Source organism: Bacillus sp. 3G2 (assembly GCF_044324725.1).
Taxonomy (GTDB): domain Bacteria; phylum Bacillota; class Bacilli; order Bacillales; family Bacillaceae_G; genus Bacillus_A; species Bacillus_A mobilis.
Map to the genome: position 1 here is coordinate 4,509,522 of NZ_CP172246.1, position 17,858 is coordinate 4,527,379.

Annotated in this window: 23 protein-coding genes and 1 riboswitch; of the genes, 11 read left to right on the top strand and 12 right to left on the bottom strand. The window is 37.2% G+C overall.

Features of this window, described 5'->3' with window-relative positions; all coding sequences use genetic code 11:
• Positions 1 to 27 precede the first annotated feature (27 nt).
• From ACHZK0_RS23190 to ACHZK0_RS23200, 3 genes are read right to left on the bottom strand one after another with little or no spacing between them, the layout of a single operon-like run.
• Positions 28 to 240, bottom strand: coding sequence for a hypothetical protein (locus ACHZK0_RS23190; RefSeq protein WP_262740213.1), 213 nt, complete (start codon positions 238 to 240; stop codon positions 28 to 30).
• A gap of 59 nt (positions 241 to 299) precedes the next feature.
• On the bottom strand, positions 300 to 1,364 hold the full coding sequence (locus tag ACHZK0_RS23195; protein WP_262740214.1) for a tetraprenyl-beta-curcumene synthase family protein: 1,065 nt from the start codon (positions 1,362 to 1,364) through the stop codon (positions 300 to 302).
• 37 nt (positions 1,365 to 1,401) lie between these two features.
• Positions 1,402 to 2,205: an alpha/beta hydrolase gene (locus ACHZK0_RS23200; RefSeq protein ID WP_262740215.1), complete on the bottom strand. Its 804-nt coding sequence runs from the start codon at positions 2,203 to 2,205 to the stop codon at positions 1,402 to 1,404.
• A 74-nt stretch (positions 2,206 to 2,279) separates the two neighbouring features.
• Between ACHZK0_RS23200 and ACHZK0_RS23205 the strand changes: the two genes are divergently transcribed.
• The 3 genes from ACHZK0_RS23205 to ACHZK0_RS23215 all read left to right on the top strand — a co-directional run bounded on the left by ACHZK0_RS23205 (position 2,280) and on the right by ACHZK0_RS23215 (position 4,624).
• Positions 2,280 to 2,792 carry a gamma carbonic anhydrase family protein gene (locus ACHZK0_RS23205; RefSeq protein WP_000640203.1) on the top strand — a complete coding sequence of 171 codons (513 nt, stop codon included), beginning with the start codon at positions 2,280 to 2,282 and terminating at the stop codon, positions 2,790 to 2,792.
• 143 nt (positions 2,793 to 2,935) lie between these two features.
• Positions 2,936 to 3,469 carry a phosphatase PAP2 family protein gene (locus ACHZK0_RS23210; RefSeq protein ID WP_061676773.1) on the top strand — a complete coding sequence of 178 codons (534 nt, stop codon included), beginning with the start codon at positions 2,936 to 2,938 and terminating at the stop codon, positions 3,467 to 3,469.
• A gap of 12 nt (positions 3,470 to 3,481) precedes the next feature.
• Positions 3,482 to 4,624: a glycosyltransferase family 4 protein gene (locus ACHZK0_RS23215; protein ID WP_262740216.1), complete on the top strand. Its 1,143-nt coding sequence runs from the start codon at positions 3,482 to 3,484 to the stop codon at positions 4,622 to 4,624.
• A gap of 282 nt (positions 4,625 to 4,906) precedes the next feature.
• On the opposite strand, the gene ACHZK0_RS23220 is transcribed toward ACHZK0_RS23215, so the two are convergent.
• Positions 4,907 to 5,509, bottom strand: a complete 603-nt coding sequence (locus ACHZK0_RS23220) for a molybdenum cofactor guanylyltransferase (protein ID WP_262740217.1) — start codon at positions 5,507 to 5,509, stop codon at positions 4,907 to 4,909.
• Positions 5,506 to 6,015: a MogA/MoaB family molybdenum cofactor biosynthesis protein gene (locus tag ACHZK0_RS23225; RefSeq protein WP_262740218.1), complete on the bottom strand. Its 510-nt coding sequence runs from the start codon at positions 6,013 to 6,015 to the stop codon at positions 5,506 to 5,508. The genes ACHZK0_RS23220 and ACHZK0_RS23225 overlap by 4 nt, the downstream gene beginning before the upstream one ends.
• Before the next feature lie 113 nt (positions 6,016 to 6,128).
• Between ACHZK0_RS23225 and ACHZK0_RS23230 the strand changes: the two genes are divergently transcribed.
• Genes ACHZK0_RS23230 through ACHZK0_RS23240 form a run of 3 tightly spaced genes read left to right on the top strand, consistent with a single transcriptional unit; the run spans position 6,129 to position 6,713 of the window.
• A complete protein-coding gene (locus ACHZK0_RS23230) occupies positions 6,129 to 6,332 on the top strand; it encodes a hypothetical protein (protein ID WP_395760919.1) in 204 nt (67 codons plus the stop codon).
• A 15-nt stretch (positions 6,333 to 6,347) separates the two neighbouring features.
• A complete protein-coding gene (locus ACHZK0_RS23235) occupies positions 6,348 to 6,527 on the top strand; it encodes a hypothetical protein (protein WP_000424805.1) in 180 nt (59 codons plus the stop codon).
• Positions 6,528 to 6,533: 6 nt separating this feature from the next.
• On the top strand, positions 6,534 to 6,713 hold the full coding sequence (locus ACHZK0_RS23240; protein WP_395760920.1) for a hypothetical protein: 180 nt from the start codon (positions 6,534 to 6,536) through the stop codon (positions 6,711 to 6,713).
• 41 nt (positions 6,714 to 6,754) lie between these two features.
• On the opposite strand, the gene metK is transcribed toward ACHZK0_RS23240, so the two are convergent.
• Complete coding sequence (gene metK, locus ACHZK0_RS23245; RefSeq protein ID WP_000163113.1) at positions 6,755 to 7,954, bottom strand: methionine adenosyltransferase; 1,200 nt, start codon at positions 7,952 to 7,954, stop codon at positions 6,755 to 6,757.
• A 169-nt stretch (positions 7,955 to 8,123) separates the two neighbouring features.
• Positions 8,124 to 8,245: riboswitch (SAM riboswitch) on the bottom strand.
• A 228-nt stretch (positions 8,246 to 8,473) separates the two neighbouring features.
• On the opposite strand from metK, the gene pckA reads away from it, so the two are divergent.
• A complete protein-coding gene (pckA, locus tag ACHZK0_RS23250; protein ID WP_061676768.1) occupies positions 8,474 to 10,060 on the top strand; it encodes a phosphoenolpyruvate carboxykinase (ATP) in 1,587 nt (528 codons plus the stop codon).
• A 264-nt stretch (positions 10,061 to 10,324) separates the two neighbouring features.
• Complete coding sequence (locus tag ACHZK0_RS23255) at positions 10,325 to 10,531, top strand: hypothetical protein (protein WP_262740221.1); 207 nt, start codon at positions 10,325 to 10,327, stop codon at positions 10,529 to 10,531.
• A gap of 248 nt (positions 10,532 to 10,779) precedes the next feature.
• On the opposite strand, the gene ACHZK0_RS23260 is transcribed toward ACHZK0_RS23255, so the two are convergent.
• Positions 10,780 to 11,163, bottom strand: a complete 384-nt coding sequence (locus ACHZK0_RS23260; RefSeq protein WP_000624932.1) for an ATP synthase subunit I — start codon at positions 11,161 to 11,163, stop codon at positions 10,780 to 10,782.
• Positions 11,164 to 11,455: 292 nt separating this feature from the next.
• Between ACHZK0_RS23260 and ACHZK0_RS23265 the strand changes: the two genes are divergently transcribed.
• Positions 11,456 to 11,677, top strand: coding sequence for a hypothetical protein (locus ACHZK0_RS23265; protein ID WP_000639043.1), 222 nt, complete (start codon positions 11,456 to 11,458; stop codon positions 11,675 to 11,677).
• Positions 11,678 to 11,705: 28 nt separating this feature from the next.
• Here ACHZK0_RS23265 and ACHZK0_RS23270 read toward each other — a convergent pair whose 3' ends face one another.
• Positions 11,706 to 12,611, bottom strand: coding sequence for a DMT family transporter (locus tag ACHZK0_RS23270; protein WP_242241105.1), 906 nt, complete (start codon positions 12,609 to 12,611; stop codon positions 11,706 to 11,708).
• Between the two features lie 228 nt (positions 12,612 to 12,839).
• Positions 12,840 to 13,163, bottom strand: coding sequence for an iron-sulfur cluster biosynthesis family protein (locus tag ACHZK0_RS23275; RefSeq protein ID WP_000289565.1), 324 nt, complete (start codon positions 13,161 to 13,163; stop codon positions 12,840 to 12,842).
• Positions 13,164 to 13,253: 90 nt separating this feature from the next.
• Between ACHZK0_RS23275 and ACHZK0_RS23280 the strand changes: the two genes are divergently transcribed.
• Positions 13,254 to 13,457 (top strand): hypothetical protein, encoded by a 204-nt coding sequence (locus ACHZK0_RS23280; RefSeq protein WP_395761740.1) that lies wholly within the window; start codon positions 13,254 to 13,256, stop codon positions 13,455 to 13,457.
• A gap of 474 nt (positions 13,458 to 13,931) precedes the next feature.
• On the opposite strand, the gene ACHZK0_RS23285 is transcribed toward ACHZK0_RS23280, so the two are convergent.
• Positions 13,932 to 14,813 (bottom strand): hypothetical protein, encoded by an 882-nt coding sequence (locus ACHZK0_RS23285; protein WP_395760921.1) that lies wholly within the window; start codon positions 14,811 to 14,813, stop codon positions 13,932 to 13,934.
• 28 nt (positions 14,814 to 14,841) lie between these two features.
• Here ACHZK0_RS23285 and ACHZK0_RS23290 point away from each other — a divergent pair, with 28 nt between their 5' ends.
• On the top strand, positions 14,842 to 15,303 hold the full coding sequence (locus ACHZK0_RS23290; protein ID WP_395760922.1) for a hypothetical protein: 462 nt from the start codon (positions 14,842 to 14,844) through the stop codon (positions 15,301 to 15,303).
• A gap of 77 nt (positions 15,304 to 15,380) precedes the next feature.
• Here the strand turns inward: ACHZK0_RS23290 and ACHZK0_RS23295 are convergent, their stop codons facing one another.
• Both ACHZK0_RS23295 and ACHZK0_RS23300 read right to left on the bottom strand, forming a co-directional pair.
• On the bottom strand, positions 15,381 to 16,601 hold the full coding sequence (locus ACHZK0_RS23295) for an ATP-binding protein (protein WP_270605954.1): 1,221 nt from the start codon (positions 16,599 to 16,601) through the stop codon (positions 15,381 to 15,383).
• A complete protein-coding gene (locus ACHZK0_RS23300) occupies positions 16,598 to 17,851 on the bottom strand; it encodes an ATP-binding protein (protein WP_262740225.1) in 1,254 nt (417 codons plus the stop codon). Before ACHZK0_RS23300 ends, ACHZK0_RS23295 begins: the two co-directional genes overlap by 4 nt.
• Positions 17,852 to 17,858 lie beyond the last annotated feature (7 nt).

The following is a 17,858-nucleotide window of genomic DNA, read 5'->3' on the forward strand; positions in this document are numbered from 1 at the left end:
ATTTGTACTCTCGTGTACAAATGCTTTTTATTTACTATTTTCTTTTTTTCTACCACTTATTAAAAAGACAATATCTACTATAATAATCAATGCAATAATAACTTGGGCTACATAATCCATCGTTGTAGGACCACCAGCTTTATTCATCATCACATACATTCCAGTTACAAATGAAATGGAAAGTAGCACGAGCAATGTTACTTCAATATTGTCATATAGCTTTCGAAAAACACGCTTCATTCCCACCACCCATTTACCATATTATAACAAAAACCACTCTACATGAGTGGTTTTCTTCATCACTGCGCCATTTTCTTTCGGTACATCTTCCCGTTCCAATAGAAGAATCGTGAAGTGAGGCCTCCGTACTTTACAATGCGCCGTGCCATTTTGTGCATATTCTTTTGTGCTGATACTTTTTGATCTGATAAATAAATACCAAGTAACCCTCGGCTTATGAGACGATGAAACTTCGCATGAGGCAAATCACCAATGCTCTTCTCTGCTTCTTCTACAAAGTGTTTCATACGATCTAATATTGCTTGCTCGTTTTCATAATAACTACAGAAATTCAAATCTCCGCCCATACGGTCTTCTTCTTGATCGATGAAATAATCAAGTAAAATGTGAAGTCCTTGTACGTAAGGGAAATAACCTTGTCTAATTTTCGCAATATCTTCATCATGTAACTCATCATGAAATGCATATGCGACAAGACAAAAGATTCCAAGCGTAGAACCTGCACATGCTGAAAATTCAAACCAACTCATCTCTGGTAAGTTTTCTTTATGTGCCTCAAACCATTTTTGTAAGCGTGGTTCTCTTTCTTCTAACTTCACGTGTTTATGAATTTGCAAATCACAATAATAACAAGCAAGTTCATGAAGAACAGGAGCAATTTTTTCATAGTGCTTCGTTTTCTTTAAAACATCTTGGCATGTTTCAACAAGTTCATCTAAATAACCACCATCATCTTGATCATCACGATAGCGATAATAATTACCCCCACCTTCTACTTCAGGTGATAATGCCATTAACATCGATTCATGCAGTGCGGCAAAATCATTTGGATCAAGTGATGTACTGCGATCACATAAATTATCTAAATAGTCGCTGATCGTTTGATACGCTACGATAAAACGAATACATTCCTCTCGGTGTTCATCTGCTAATAGCGCTAAAATGCCTCCGCCTTCACAATGAAACGTTTTATGCTCAATACTTGCGATTGCCTGACTATGAAGCTCATCATTCGGAATATGGTAGGCACGCTCTTTCCACATCGCTAGCTCATGGTGTACAACCGGAAACACATCACGGTATACTTTCGCCATGAGCGTTATGGGATTACTCGGTACGTTCACTTCTTCCTTCATCTCCTCTATTCAATGTACAAATAATTTACTTATTTGTTTCTATTATGTTATTGATGCGTATTTCAGTAAATGACTGAATATAATTCAAAATTTCATCACGCTCATACTCGTTTAATAACTCGTGATAACAATTCGGCCATTCTTTAAAAGCCTTATCACTTATTTTAACATTATCAAACCAAGTGCGGACACGTATTTTATCTACAAGTTTATCCTCACAAGCTTGCATTAGCAAGAGCGGAACATCTGGAAAATCATCTATTTTCTTATGAGCAATTTCGATAGACTTAATCAATTCACTATACCAACGTACTGATACTTTGCGCAAGAACAATGAATCATTCTCCATCGCGTCCCTAACTTCATGATTACGAGTTGACATTTCCACTGTAAGATTCGTTGCAAATTGCAATTTTGGAGCAATAACATTTAATATTTTTGAGGCGACTCGAAGCGGAGCAGAAGGTCCGGTCACTACTCCTAGGCAAGGTGAACTTAAAATAATGCCGTCTACATCTTCTCTCTTCGTTTCTTGCATCATACGAATGACAATAAGACCGCCCATACTATGACCGAATATAAAAATAGGTAACCGATACTTCCTTGCCTCTTTCACCCACAATTTAACTTCCTCTATGTATTCATCAAACGAATCAATATGTCCTCTATTTCTTGAAGTCGTTCCATGTGACGGAAGGTCCCCCATCACGACGTGGTAGCCGCTATGATTCCACATTTCCGCAACTGCTTCGTAACGTCCGTGATATTCCATTGCGCCGTGCACGATAATAACGACAGCTTTCGCTTCCTCTGCTTCATAATTCCACATACGGACCTCCTCCATTTCACTCTTTCTCATAATTTGATACACTGAAACTAGTCTCTAGGAAAGGAAGGCTTTACATGATATACCCTTATAAAGAAAAAAATCCGAAAATTGCGAGTAGTGCTTTTATCGCTGATTATGTTACCATTACAGGCGACGTTTCCATTGGCGAAGAATCAAGTATTTGGTTTAATACAGTCATACGCGGCGATGTTTCACCAACAATCATTGGAGACCGAGTAAATGTACAAGACCAATGTACACTTCACCAAAGCCCACAGTATCCTCTTATTTTAGAAAACGACGTTACAGTTGGGCATCAAGTTATTTTACATAGCTGTCATATTAAAAAAGATGCTTTAATTGGAATGGGATCTATTATATTGGATGGTGCTGAAATTGGCGAAGGAGCCTTTATCGGTGCTGGAAGCCTCGTTTCACAAGGAAAGAAAATCCCACCAAACACATTAGCTTTCGGTCGCCCAGCTAAAGTCGTTCGCGAGTTAACAGAGGAAGACCGTAAAGACATGGAACGCATTCGCACACAATATGTTGAAAAAGGCCAGTATTATAAATCATTACAGAAGTAACGTTTCCAGCTGCCATTAAAGTGGCAGCTTTTTATATAAAAACTAACTTTTTCTTTACAAAACATTATTACTCCCTCAATAAAATCTTATTAAAATAAAAGCTAATATCTCCATATATATGTAAACGAGGGAGGAGAATTTTCATGAAGGTCAGTGGACTGTATAAAATAGAATGTTACATTTTCAAAGGAATTAACCGATATTTTGATCAAAAAACATTAAATATTTTTTTCAGCAATATTACTCATATCGGTGGTGCTACTTTCTCAATCGCACTCACACTTTTCTTTTTAATTTTTGCAAAAGGGACTTTGCATCAAGCTGCAATCGCAACTGCTATTTCTTTAGCAATTAGCCATATTCCTGTACAAATATTAAAAAGATGGTACCCGCGAAAACGTCCTTATTTAACAATTCAGGATGCGAAATATCCAGTCCATCCATTAAAAGACCACTCTTTCCCATCTGGTCATACCACAGCCGTTTTCTCTGTCTTCATTCCATTTATTTGCTATAATCCAAACTTACTTGTTTTTCTATTACCTTTAGCATTATGCGTCGGTATTTCTCGTATTTATTTAGGGCTTCACTATCCGTCTGATGTATTTGTCGGTATGTGCCTCGGTACTTGCTCTGGCATCATCTCTTTTTATCAATTCATCCCACTTTTCACATAAAGGAGTGATATGATGAGAGTCGCCATTTTTACCGATACTTTTACACCACAAGTCAACGGGGTTGCGAAAACATTAGAACGATTAACACGTTACTTTCAGAAAGAAAAGATCGCCTATTCTGTTTTCGCCCCTCAGCATACAGCTGAAGATGATTTCGTAGCTAATGTGAACAAGATGAGAAGTATCCCGTTAACAATATTATATCCAGAATGCCGCTTTTCTTTTCCTACTCCGCGTATTAAACGGGAACTTCTTTCCTTTAAACCTGACATTATTCACATTGCTACACCTTTCAACATGGGACTTTGTGGATTGTATTATGCAAAAAAATTAAACATCCCAGTTGTCGGTTCTTATCATACTGATTTCGATGCTTATTTACGCTATTACAAAATCGAATTTCTCTCTAATATGCTTTGGAACTATTTAAAATGGTTTCATAGTCATATGCAAAAAAATTTCGTTCCTTCCTTTGAAACGTTACACCAACTAAAAAACAAGGGCTTTCAGGCCCTCTCCATATGGAGACGTGGTGTAGATTGCACACTCTTTCATCCATCTTACAATACAGACCTATTCCGAAAAAAATATAATATTACAGCGAAGTATGTCCTTTCTTATGTTGGACGGATTGCCCCTGAAAAAGATATTGATACGTTGCAACACCTTATCTTGAAAACGACGCATACTCGAAACGACATTCATTGGCTCATCGCGGGAGACGGTCCGCTAGCAACAAATTTGCGTGAATCTGTTCCGAGTACAAATATTACTTTTACTGGGTATTTACAAGGAAAGGATTTAGCTGAAGCATATGCTTGTTCTACCATCATGGTATTTCCATCTGCTACTGAAACGTTCGGAAATGTCGTACTAGAATCACTTGCATGTGGTACACCTGTCATTGGTGCAAATAGTGGCGGAGTTAAAAATATTATTACAGATGGAAAAACAGGAGTTCTTTGTCCGCCCAAAAATACGGATTCATTTCTATCATCCATCTATTCTTTATTGCAAAATGAAGAGCAACTTACGCAAATGGGCATCGCGGCTTCATCTTATGCCCAATCCCAAAGTTGGGATGAGATCTTTCGTGGCTTACTTGACCAATATGAAGAAGTTCTTCAGCACACCGCATCAGAATTACTCGCTTAAACAGAAAAACTCCCTTCAAAAAACGAAGGGAGTTTATTACACAGTTATAAATTTTAGTTTACTAAATGATACATTAGGTGTAATATCTATTTATTTCCATATTCATTATAACAAAAAGACACATAACTAAATAGACTTGTAATAAAAACCCATAAAAATTAATATATGGTTATACAGTATTTTTACTGCATAATGATTTTAAGAGATTCCCCTTAAAATCAACTTACTCACATACCTTTATACAGTAATTGTTCCCCAATTTCTGTATATCAAAAAAACCTTTCATTCATTTGAAAGGTCTTTTTGAGCCTGCATATATTCTTCTTTCGTATTCACATTTATAAACCAATCTGCATTCGCCTGCACATCTTCACCAGCAATATATTTCACATTACATTGTGATAAAAGTTGGCCCATACTTCTTTTTTCTTCTTGAAGCAAAGCATAAATTTTTTCTTTCACACGGTTATGATACGCTGCAAGTAACGGTTGTTTCCTTCCATTAATAATAGGAATAACTGCATCATATTCATTACTCGTTTGCTCTAGTAAAATGGTAAACCATACTTGCGAAACATTTGGCGCATCGCAAGGCATAATAGCATACCAATCTGCTTCTATATATTCCATTCCTGATACAATTCCAGCAAGTGGTCCATTTCCTTTATAATGCGGAATATCTTCTATAACAGAAACTTGTACAAGTTTCTCTACCCTCTCTTTTATATCGGAGTGACTAATGACTACAACTTCTTGCAACGCAGTCGTCATCACTTTCACAATATGCTCAATAAAAGTACTACCTTGCCAGCTCGCTAATGCTTTCGGCTCACCGAATCTACTCGACATACCTCCTGCCAATACAATTCCAGCATACTTACTCATTGGCGATGCAGCTCAAATGTAATATGACCTAATTCCGGTAAAATTAATTTATTCATCGCAAGACGAACCGCTCCGCTAGATCCTGGCATGGAAAAGACAACTTTGCGCCCAATTGTACCGCCAATCGCTCTACTTAACATTGCGCTGCTTCCGATATCTTCTAAATAACTAATCATGCGGAACAACTCACCAAACCCGACAATTTCTTTATCTAATAACGCTGACACTGCTTCAATCGTTACATCACGCTTCGTAATGCCAGTACCGCCATTTGTTAACACGACATCAACATCTTCCTTACGATAACCAGCTAACACCGCTTGCTGAATACTTTCTTTATCATCCTTTACAATTTCATAAGAGGTCACTGTATGCCCTGCTTCTTTTAATAATTCATGTAAGAGTTGTCCGCTCTTGTCCGTCTCTTCTGTACGTGTATCAGAAATTGTCACGATCTTGCAGCGCACTTCTTTTGGCGCTTGTTTTTTATGTTCATTAACACTCATTTTTCATCTTTCCTTTCGTTTAACTTTGTAAAATTATGTATAAATTAAAGAATTCAATATGATACAATATAAGTATATTTATCCATATAAAGGAGCTTTACAAGATTCAAAATATGAAACGATACGTACCCATTATACCATTCCTAATTATATTATCCCTTTTTCAATGTATCGCTTACGGGCTTGATATTAACTTTTTAAAATTGTATGTGCTTATGCCTGATGGTGGTATTCGTTACTATTTGACTAGCACATTAATTCCTCTCGTACTTGCCTACATAGTAGATTTTATATTTAAACGTTCTATCTCTAAATAAGGAGGTCTACATATTATGGAACTTTACAAAAAACTAACAACAACATTCATCCTCTTATTCGTCGCTTCCATTACTGTTGGCTTTTCTCTAAAAGGCGCAATTCCATACGCTACATTAGTAAGCATTATATTCGCAACACTATTTTTACTAAGCAGTGCTTTTTGCGCGGGTAAAGCACGTCAAATGAAAGGTTGATTACATATGTTCCAAAAGAAATCAACCCTTTGCAAATCATGTAAAAAAGAAATCCAAACGTATGAAAAAGCATGGATTCATATGCCCTTTCCGACAAGTGGCATGACGAATATGAAAAAGTATATTGACCTAGACGGCGAAGTGTATTGTAGCTCATGCATTCAAATTGTAAGTAAAACAAAATAAAAAAAGCTTTGCGCTCACCGCGCAAAGCTTTTTTTCATATATTATAGACCAGCTTGCTCTTTTAAAGCTGCAGCTTTGTCTGTACGTTCCCATGTTAGATCTACATCAGTACGTCCGAAGTGGCCGTAAGCTGCTGTTTGTTTGTAAATTGGGCGACGTAAGTCTAGCATTTTAATAATACCAGCTGGGCGAAGATCGAAGTTGTTACGAACTAGTTCTACTAGTACGTCTTCAGATACTTTACCAGTGCCGAATGTATCAACTGAAATTGATACTGGTTGTGCTACACCGATTGCGTATGCAAGTTGTACTTCTGCTTTGTCAGCAAGACCAGCTGCTACGATGTTTTTCGCAACATAACGAGCTGCATATGCTGCAGAACGGTCAACTTTTGTTGCATCTTTACCAGAGAATGCACCGCCACCGTGGCGAGCGTATCCACCGTAAGTATCAACGATGATTTTACGTCCTGTTAAACCAGCATCACCTTGTGGTCCACCAATTACGAAGCGACCAGTTGGGTTAATGAAGAATTTCGTTTCTCCATCCATTAATTCTGCTGGAACTACAGCTTTAATTACATGCTCTTTTAAATCGCGATCGATTTCTTCCCATGTAACATCTGGATGATGCTGTGTAGAAATTACGATTGTATCTACACGTACAGGTTTACCATTTTCATCATACTCAACTGTAACTTGCGTTTTTCCATCCGGACGTAAGTATGATAATGTGTCATCTTTACGTACTTCAGTTAAACGGCGAGCTAATTTGTGAGCAAGCGAGATTGGAAGTGGCATTAATTCTTGTGTTTCATTACATGCGAAGCCAAACATTAAACCTTGGTCTCCTGCACCAATTGCCTCAATCTCAGCGTCAGTCATTAGACCTTCGCGTGCTTCTAGCGCTTGGTCAACACCCATAGCGATGTCAGCAGATTGCTCATCGATAGATGTTAAAACTGCACAAGTTTCTGCATCGAATCCGTATTTTGCGCGTGTGTAACCAATGCCTTGAATTGTTTCACGAACGATTTTTGGAATATCTACGTAAGTAGAAGTCGTAATTTCCCCCGCTACCAATACTAAACCAGTTGTTACAGTTGTTTCACAAGCTACACGTGCATTAGCGTCCTTTGATAAGATCGCATCTAAAATTGAATCAGAAATTTGGTCACAAATTTTATCTGGATGTCCTTCAGTTACAGACTCAGATGTGAACAGATGACGTTTTTTTGTCATGTGGTAAACCTCCCTACAGTAATTGTATATATTGTACGGAACTCATCCTTAATTTGCCACAAACTGCGACATACATTTATTCTCCCACACAAGCATACAGAAAAACCTTTCCTACTTTACATAGAGGAAAGGTTTAATTTGCTACTTGCATACTGCTTTTTGCCCTTTGCTCTTATCGTTCGAGACCGTTAGCCTCGCACAGGTTTTAGCACCTATTCACCTGTATTTACCACTACAAGTGAGGTTGCTGGGCTTCATCGGGCCTGTCCCTCCGCCAGCTCGGGATAAGAGAGTATCCGTCCCAACCTATACTAAAGAAATGATATTCATTTGTCAATTAATATTCACATTTTCCTGAAAGTTTTTCTCAATACGCCTGGAATGAAATATTAATAAGGAAATAATGCATTCACACAAACAAAAAGAAATAAATAGTATACATTATTTATATAATTGTGTTATACTCTTATTGGGGATTACGAGAAATATTTCATTAAATGAAAAGGATGGTATATAAATATGAGTACTGTGAATGTCCAAATTGGTTTACACGAATTATTGAACGGAAGCAATGCACAGATTCAACTAAGTGTTCCGCAATTAGTGGAAAAAGTATTAATGCGAAATGAAGGGAAATTAACTTCTACTGGTGCCGTTTCTGCTTCAACAGGAAAATATACAGGACGTTCTCCTAAAGATAAATTTATTGTGAAAGAAGCATCGGTTGCTGACAAAATTGCTTGGGGAGCAGTGAATCAACCGATTTCTGAAGAACATTTTAATAAATTATATACTAAAGTTTTAGAATACTTAAAAGAAAAAGAAGAGTTATTCATCTTCAATGGATTTGCAGGCGCTGACCGCAATTACCGCCTACCAATTCAAGTTATTAACGAATATGCATGGCACAATTTATTTGTACATCAATTATTCATTCGTCCAACTGAAGAAGAATTAACAACTCATGAATCAGAGTTCACAATTGTTTCTGCACCGAATTTCAAAGCTGATCCAGCTGTTGACGGTACAAACTCTGAAGCATTCATTATGGTTTCATTCGAAAAACGTATCGTACTAATTGGTGGTACAGAATACGCTGGAGAAATGAAAAAATCAATCTTCTCTATTATGAACTTCTTATTACCTGAACAAGATATTCTTTCTATGCATTGCTCTGCAAACGTAGGTGAAGAAGGCGACGTAGCACTATTCTTCGGTTTATCTGGAACAGGTAAAACAACATTATCTGCTGATCCAAACCGTAAATTAATCGGTGATGATGAGCATGGCTGGTCTGATAACGGTGTATTCAATATTGAAGGCGGTTGCTACGCAAAATGTGTAAACCTTTCTCACGAGAAAGAACCACAAATTTTCGATGCAATCAAATTTGGATCTGTTTTAGAAAACGTTATCATTAATGATCAAACGCGTATCGCAGACTACAACGATACTACTTTAACAGAAAATACTCGTGCTGCATACCCTATGCATGCGATCGACAATATCGTACTGCCAAGTGTTGCTGGACACCCAAATACAATCATTTTCTTAACTGCTGATGCATCTGGCGTATTGCCTCCAATCAGTAAGTTATCAAAAGAACAAGCTATGTATCATTTCTTAAGTGGTTACACTAGTAAACTAGCAGGAACAGAGCGCGGCGTTACATCACCGCAAGCAACATTCTCAACTTGCTTCGGTTCACCATTCTTACCACTTGATGCATCTCGCTATGCTGAAATGCTTGGTGAAAAAATCGAGAAACACGATGCGAAAGTATTCTTAGTAAACACTGGCTGGACTGGTGGCGAATACGGTGTTGGTAAACGTATGAACTTAGGTTACACTCGTGCAATGATTCAAGCAGCATTAAGCGGCGAACTTGCGAAAACAGAAACAGCTAAACATGACATCTTCGGTCTTGAAGTTCCACTTCACGTACCAGGTGTACCTGACGAAGTGTTAATGCCTGAACAAACTTGGGCTGATAAAGCTGCTTACAAAGCAAAAGCAATCGAGCTTGCAAGCGAATTCAAAGAGAACTTCAAAAAGTTCGACAGCGTTTCTGAAAATATTATTAACTTAGGCGGTCCAATCGCTTAAGTACAAACTTTCTGTTGGAATAACCCTTTTACTCATATGAATAAGTGTCGTGTAACCGTAAAGTTCAGCGTACTCACCGACAAAACCCAATGCGGCTTAACGGTTATACACACTTACATAAAAAAGAAGCTTACGTTTTTACGTAAGCTTCTTTCTATATCTTCTCTTTTCATCTGTAACTTAGTTCAAAAAAAATACAGAAAATTCATTTTATAATCATTCACTTTTCGTTTTTTATGTTAAAATTTACATATACAGGAAAGGGTGAGACCTACGAACAAATTTTCTCGTACAGGAAAAATTTTATTCAGTTACGGAGCGATTCAAATGTTTTGGGGACTTGTGATGCTTAACGTTACTTTATTTGAGCATACAAGTGAAACGATAAAATATATTATTCTAATTATCGGAATAATTTGTTGTATTATATCCAACTTTTTCAAAGAACTTAAAAGTCATACGAATACGTGATTTCATGTTAACTTATTGGAAGCAGAAACCTGTATTTTGTGCAAAGTTTTGCTTCCTGTTGTACTATCCATCACTTCATCACTTATCCCAGGGTAAATCCATTTCCACCCAGACCAATCACAGCTTCGAACATATGACTACATCTATCTGGTCTCACACCGCACGGGCTAAAAAGGGCCCTGACCGCTTCTATCCCTCGCTGGATCCTCTATTCCATCTAAAAAGAGGCTTTTTATCTTTTTACCTTTTTAGCTCTTCGTTAATTCTTCCTCGTCTTTCATACTATAGTAGCCTAAATTCACAACGATTAAGAAATAGCCACCCAGAATCCCTACTGCAAATGCCCACATAACCATGTGATGCTCAATTTCGTACATAATAATAGCACCTAAAATAGCAGCTGCAAAACGATTAAACATACCGAGCGTCGGTGCTTTCGTTTTCTTTACGATACTATCTCCAAGCTTCTCAATTCGTCTCCCTAAAAGCCAAACACAATACATACTTACAATCAGTCCAATTCCTGCACCTAGAAAATGAGCTGAAAACGGCGTTAACATCCAGCCTAATAAAAGAAAACCTAGTAAATAATACGATTGAATTTTAAACGATCTTAATGACATACTAATCATGCTGTTCTCCTCTTCAGTAATTTTTATCTATCCAACAAAAGCTGTATAACTCAGTTCTTTCGAGTTCATACTACTTAAAATTCATTTCACTCAAATTAAAAACAACATAAACGGGTTGTTTATGTTGTTTTTAATGTTTTCAGGAAATAATATTATACAAGATTTCAAACATCATATTCTTATAATTTGTGACGTTTTTCCAAACATTTTTCGTCCATTTATGAAAAAAATGATATCAATCTATGAACATACGGATATGATGTAATAAGCACACAAATAAAGGGGGCGTCTAATGATTTATTTTTTAATGGCTCTCATTCACCTCATTATCCCTGCACTTATTGGACTTTCATTGTATTGGTACACGAAAAATCACAGTATTTTTTACGCTGTCCTCGGTGTTCTTCTTCCAGGTATTATTCTTATCACACTCTTCCGTATTCCATTTTTAAACTTAATTCCTCTTATTACTGCTATCTTATTTCTCGTCTTCTTACCAAAAATAAAAAAATAGGAAAGCAGATTATAGATGATCTGTTTTCCTATTTTGATATAGGTTCCCCCGCAATAGAATGAGCTTTTACTTTCTCCGATTTCACAAACCATAGACCGAAGAAAATAATAATGCCACCGATTATTTGTTGAAACGATACATATTCATTTGCCCATACAGCTGCAAATAAAACAGCTACAAGCGGCGTTATATACATATATACCATCGTATGTGACGCGCCAATTTTTTGAATACCAACATACCACATTACTAAACCAAATACTGTTACAAAGAAAATAGAATATAGTAAAGCAAATAGTGTCATTCCGTGTGTAATGTGAAATGGCATTATAAATACATGTGGTCCACTTAACAATAACAGTGGAATCGCGCCAACTAATGCTGACCATGCGGTAACACGTAGTGCTGAATATTTTTTAATTAATGGACCTGCTAAAACAGGATAAAGTCCCCAGCATATTGATGTAATAAGTCCAATTCCATTCCCGTAAAAAGAACTAGTAAGTGAATGCCCTGCTACTAAAACTAATGCGGCACCACCAAAGGCAATAATAGAACCGATGAGCTTTCGAGAAGAAAACTTTTCTTGTTTCAAAAAAATCGCAAATACAGTTGTAAAAATAGGTGAAATAGAAATGAGTAAAGAGGCATTTGTAGCAGACGTATATTTGACAGTTTCCATAAACAATGTTTGATACAGTACAATACCTACAACGCTAACGATGATTAATCTAGGTATATCCTTTCGTTCCATGTAAACCGACTTTTCAATAAAAAATGTAAGGAGTAACATAAGCGGTGCCGCCGATATCATCCGAAGTGCAGTAAACTCAATTGCTGTAAATTCTAAAAGCCCATATTTCGCAATCGTAAAATTTATCCCCCAAATAATAACGACTGTTAAAATTAAAAACTCAATCCCCCATCTTCTCATGTGTATCCCCTCCGCAAATAAGATTATACAGAAAATTCAATTATATGTACATTTCATTATGTGAAAAAATCTTCTTATTTGTATGGAGAGGTTTGCTTTATTTGGCACATGAAATTATATTAGCGATTTTTTTAATATATCGGCTTATCAACAAAAAACGATAATAATAGTAACTCATACAATAAACAAGGTGGTTCCAAAATATATTTTGGAACCACCTTTCCTTTACTACACTCGAACGTGTAACTTCATATTTGGATTATAAAATTGACTCGGGCTCTTCAACTGAAAAGTTCCTCCACCTTCATGCCAATCAACTGTTAACTTATCATCCATAAATACAAGCTTTGTGCGATCTGCAATAAAATTCATTGTACTAGATTCAATATCCACATCGCGCTCATCTTTTTCTGCTACAGCTACTAAATCGATAATTCCACTCATGACACAACCACAACCTTCATTATCGTAAAATAACTTTATATATTTCGCTTCGTTTGGAATCGTATCCATAATCTTTTTATATGCTGCTTCTGTTACAGTAACGTACATATGTTAATGCTCATCCTCTCTCGTATCATTCATATATTGTACCACTATTTTTCTAAAACATTGTATACAGAAAATTAAGACTAACATACAATATATGTCATAAAGGCGGTTGCATCACTCATATTCAAATTACTGCGATACCCCATCTTCTTAGGTCTACTCAGTAGCTTTTTTATTTCTAGCGGAATGGTATTACAATATATCCTTCCCTATTCTCCTTCTATTGGCTGGATTTCAGGTTTTATTTGTTTCCTATCCGCCTCCTATTTTGCGATGAAAAATAAGAAAAACTAACAAGGCAGGAATTCTTTTAAGCAGGAGAAACAAACATGTCACTCATCGCTAGAATTCTCCCCTATTTTTGAAATCTAGACATACAATACGATCGACCACACAAAAATATAGCATTCATAATATATATATAGTAGTTCTATTTGTAAAATTAGATTTTCAAAATATAGAAAGGAGAGCGTACATGTACCCACGTAATTGTTTTAGTTGCGACGGCAGACGTAACAGTGGTTCTAACGGAAACACTGGGCCTACGGGCAGTATCGGGCCCACTGGTAGCACTGGAGCTACTGGACCCACTGGAGCTACCGGACCTTCTGGGAGTGCTGGATCTACCGGGGCTGGTTTACAAAGTACTACCGCCTTTAGTCTAGCAGCCGCTCCCACCTATAAAACAGGACAAGTTGTCACTTATACGAGCAGCGGCTATGTTGTAAAAAAAGATGCACCTCAAGGGTTTCCGAATATATCTCCAGATTATATCGTATTGGTAGAAAGTGGACCTACGGGTAGTACTGGACCTTCTGGGAGCACTGGGCCTTCCGGAAACACCGGACCTTCCGGCATCACTGGACCTTCTGGAAACACTGGACCTTCCGGCATCACTGGACCTTCTGGAAACACTGGGTCTACTGGGAACACGGGACCTTCCGGAAACACTGGGCCTTCCGGAAACACCGGACCTTCTGGAAACACTGGGCCTTCCGGAAACACCGGACCTTCCGGAAATACTGGATCTACCGGAAACACCGGACCTTCTGGAAACACTGGGCCTTCCGGAAACACCGGACCTTCCGGAAATACTGGATCTACCGGAAACACCGGACCTTCTGGAAACACTGGGCCCACTGGGAACACGGGACCTTCCGGAAACACTGGGCCTACTGGGAACACGGGACCTTCTGGAAACACTGGGCCTACCGGAAATACTGGATCTACTGGAAACACCGGACCTTCCGGAAACACTGGGCCTTCTGGCAGTACCGGATCTACCGGCATCACTGGGCCTACCGGAAATACTGGACCTTCTGGAAACACTGGACCTTCCGGAAATATTGGACCTTCCGGAAACACCGGACCTTCCGGAAACACTGGGCCTTCTGGCAGTACCGGATCTACCGGCATCACTGGGCCTACCGGAAATACTGGACCTTCTGGAAACACTGGACCTTCCGGAAACACGGGATCTACTGGCAACACCGGACCCACTGGCAGCACTGGATCTACTGGCAACACTGGACCTTCCGGAAATATTGGACCTTCCGGAAACACGGGATCTACTGGCAACACCGGACCCACTGGCAGCACTGGACCCACTGGCAATACTGGACCTTCTGGCAGTACCGGGCCTACTGGCACTGCAGGTAGTGCATCAGCGAAAAGTATTGTGTTCCAAGGAAAGAATGGTGGGTTTCAGCGTATAGCGGGTTCTCCAGGAATTGACTCTAATGTTATTCCATATGTCACTGCTGGAGACGGTAGTATAGTTGGCTTTGCTGCATCTATAAATGTAAATAACTTACCTGCTGCTGTTTATACGATTGATATTTGCAGAAATATCCCTACAAACCTCACTGCTCCTACTTCTAGTTACATCCTATCTACTATCACTTTCACTACTACTGACAAAATTACAGGAACTATAACATTTTCGATTAAGCCTACGGATACTGGCTCTGGACAAATTCAAGTGTATAACCCTACCCCAGCCGTAGGTCCCGCTACAGTAACTTGGACTAGTACTACAACAGGAAACCCAGTTTCGAGAGGGGATGCGATATCACTTTATATTAATCCTGGCATTACTGAAAGTGCAGTATATTCTATTTTTCTAATCACTAATATTTAGTTCTCTCTTAAAAATAATTTATTTAACAAAAAAGAGATCACTCTCAAATAAGTAATCTCCCTTTTAAAAATAGTTTTTCATGATATCGGTAATATAACCTTCACAGTCGTTCCAACTCCAACTTCACTTTCAAAACTCATTTTACCGTTGTGATCTTTAATAATTTTTTCTGTAACTACTAACCCTAAACCTGTTCCCGTTTCTTTCGTTGTGTAAAAAGCTTCATTTAGCTTCGGAATTTTGTCTTTTGGAATGCCGCAACCCTCATCCTTAACTTGAACAATGATTGCATTTTCTACAGTCACTTTAATCGTAATCGTTCCACCAACTGACATTGCTTCGATCGCATTTTTAATTAAATTAAAAAACACTTGTTTTAATCGTTTTTCATCGCATGTAATCGCTGGTATGTCTTTACTATAAATACCTTGTATGTGCACTCCTTGCTTTAAAGCAGGCTTTCCCATAACTCGAATAACATAAGCAATAATTTCTTCTATATTATGAACTTCTGATTCTAGTGATTTAGATTTCTCAAATCCACTAAGTTCTGTAGCGATTGTATGAATTCGTTCTACTTCTTGTTTCATAATATCACTATATATTTTATCCTCTGGATATTTAATCGCTTGCTTATTAACAAATTTATCCAAATTAGCTAGAGGTCTTCTAATTTTGTAACCAATAACTGTAGCCATTTTCCCAACAGTTGCTAGCTTTTCTGTTTGTTGTATTTCTTTATCCATCATCTCAAGCGTACGAACGTAAGATTGAAACCTTAAAAACATAATCCAACATATGATAGTAAATACGCTATATAATGCCATCGGGATTAAAACGAGTGACGATTGAATGATGATTCCTATAAGAGCATATTTCCCAACAAGTATACTCGGAACTAACCAAAAATATCTTTTATTCACAAAGAGTGGGGCAAATAAAATAAAAAATCCTTCTACTATATTCCCACCATCAAACTCAGCATCACTGCCGTAGTAAATCATAAAATTATGGATAAAATCTAATAGGTTATATCCAATTAGAATAATATATTTCACTGCAAATGGATTTCTCCATTTCATGAAGTATACTCCAATACAAAACAAAATCACCATTAGAAAATAAAGCCATAAACCTAAACCATCTTCAAATTGTCCTACTCCCTCTTGCTCTCCTCCTATTAAAGGTACAATAAATTCGTAGGCAAGATCGTATACAAAAAATATAATAAAAAATAAACTTAAAAATATTTTCAGTGCCTTCATTTCTTCATTTTTAAATATATCATCTTTATTCATACGGTAACTCCTAGCTTTTCTCCCACTTGGATTTCATTATTTCCACACTTTTTTGGAAGAATAATATCTATTCTCGTTCCCTTATCTCTTTCACTTGAAATATGTAACTTACCAAGGTGCTCGTTGACAATTCGATCTGCTACAGTAAGTCCCAGGCCAATTTTATCTTGTTTCGTTGTATAAAAGGCCTCTTTAACACGGGCTAAATTTTCCTTCTTAATACCGTAACCATTATCGCTTACACTTAGCGTGACATAATCTTGTCCTTTATTTTCTAATCGCAAGTCTAATGTGCCACCTTGCTCCATTGCCTCCAGAGCATTTTTTATGACATATAGAAAGACTCCTCTTATTTTCCGCTCATCACATTCAACTTCTATCGTCTTTTCTTCCATATTAGAAATAAGCTGAACGCTAGATTCATTCATTTTTTCACGAACAATTGTTACTGCTTGTAATGCAATTTCACCTATATTATGTTTCTTATAAACAGAAGGTTTACACGTAGCAACTTCCATTAACTCACTTATCATATTATTCATATTTTCTATTTCAAAAATCATCTGTTTGTAAATAGGGTCCTCCTCATGCTTCTCTCGTTGTAATTGCGTAAACCCTTTTAATGAAGCAAGTGGATTTTTAATTTCATGTCCCACTGTCGCTGCCATTTTTCCGATTACTGCTAATTTTTGTGATTCACTAGCAATCTTAATACTTTCCTTTACCGCTGAAAGGTATTGTATAAATCGATTTAAAATGATGTATGCCGCTATTAATACGAGTGTATACATAATGAGGAACATAAACCCTTTTACTTCTTTTAATACAAATAAATAAATAACATATTTCCCTACAATTGTCGAAAGTACAAACACAAAATATTTTGTATTTAAAAATATAGGTACAAAGAAGATGAAAATAATTTCTATTATATTTACTCCATCAAATGCCGCCTCATTATAAAGCATATACGAAAGTATATTAACGATTTCTATTCCTATGTATGCAAATACACATGTATATTTAACAAGGTTCGCTTTCTCTTTTTTTATTAAATATACATTCACACCGAGTATTGCAGTTCCGCAAATAACTTGCCATAGTATACTATGTCCCTTATCCGTTAGCGATTTATTCTCTAATACGATTGCGTAGAAAAGTTGGTATGAAACAACAATGACATATAGCACCCATAAAAAAATTTTTGCATTCCTTTCTTCTTCTTTATATGATAGAAAACTTCCTTTCACTTCAACA

Coding starts and splice junctions, on each gene's coding strand:
- ACHZK0_RS23190 (WP_262740213.1), bottom strand. CDS start 240: ATGAAGCGTGTTTTTCGAAAGCTATATGACAATATTGAAGTAACATTG.
- ACHZK0_RS23200 (WP_262740215.1), bottom strand. CDS start 2,205: ATGTGGAATTATGAAGCAGAGGAAGCGAAAGCTGTCGTTATTATCGTG.
- ACHZK0_RS23205 (WP_000640203.1), top strand. CDS start 2,280: ATGATATACCCTTATAAAGAAAAAAATCCGAAAATTGCGAGTAGTGCT.
- ACHZK0_RS23210 (WP_061676773.1), top strand. CDS start 2,936: ATGAAGGTCAGTGGACTGTATAAAATAGAATGTTACATTTTCAAAGGA.
- ACHZK0_RS23215 (WP_262740216.1), top strand. CDS start 3,482: ATGAGAGTCGCCATTTTTACCGATACTTTTACACCACAAGTCAACGGG.
- ACHZK0_RS23220 (WP_262740217.1), bottom strand. CDS start 5,509: ATGAGTAAGTATGCTGGAATTGTATTGGCAGGAGGTATGTCGAGTAGA.
- ACHZK0_RS23225 (WP_262740218.1), bottom strand. CDS start 6,015: ATGAGTGTTAATGAACATAAAAAACAAGCGCCAAAAGAAGTGCGCTGC.
- ACHZK0_RS23230 (WP_395760919.1), top strand. CDS start 6,129: ATGAAACGATACGTACCCATTATACCATTCCTAATTATATTATCCCTT.
- ACHZK0_RS23235 (WP_000424805.1), top strand. CDS start 6,348: ATGGAACTTTACAAAAAACTAACAACAACATTCATCCTCTTATTCGTC.
- ACHZK0_RS23240 (WP_395760920.1), top strand. CDS start 6,534: ATGTTCCAAAAGAAATCAACCCTTTGCAAATCATGTAAAAAAGAAATC.
- metK (WP_000163113.1), bottom strand. CDS start 7,954: ATGACAAAAAAACGTCATCTGTTCACATCTGAGTCTGTAACTGAAGGA.
- pckA (WP_061676768.1), top strand. CDS start 8,474: ATGAGTACTGTGAATGTCCAAATTGGTTTACACGAATTATTGAACGGA.
- ACHZK0_RS23260 (WP_000624932.1), bottom strand. CDS start 11,163: ATGATTAGTATGTCATTAAGATCGTTTAAAATTCAATCGTATTATTTA.
- ACHZK0_RS23265 (WP_000639043.1), top strand. CDS start 11,456: ATGATTTATTTTTTAATGGCTCTCATTCACCTCATTATCCCTGCACTT.
- ACHZK0_RS23270 (WP_242241105.1), bottom strand. CDS start 12,611: ATGAGAAGATGGGGGATTGAGTTTTTAATTTTAACAGTCGTTATTATT.
- ACHZK0_RS23275 (WP_000289565.1), bottom strand. CDS start 13,163: ATGTACGTTACTGTAACAGAAGCAGCATATAAAAAGATTATGGATACG.
- ACHZK0_RS23295 (WP_270605954.1), bottom strand. CDS start 16,601: ATGAATAAAGATGATATATTTAAAAATGAAGAAATGAAGGCACTGAAA.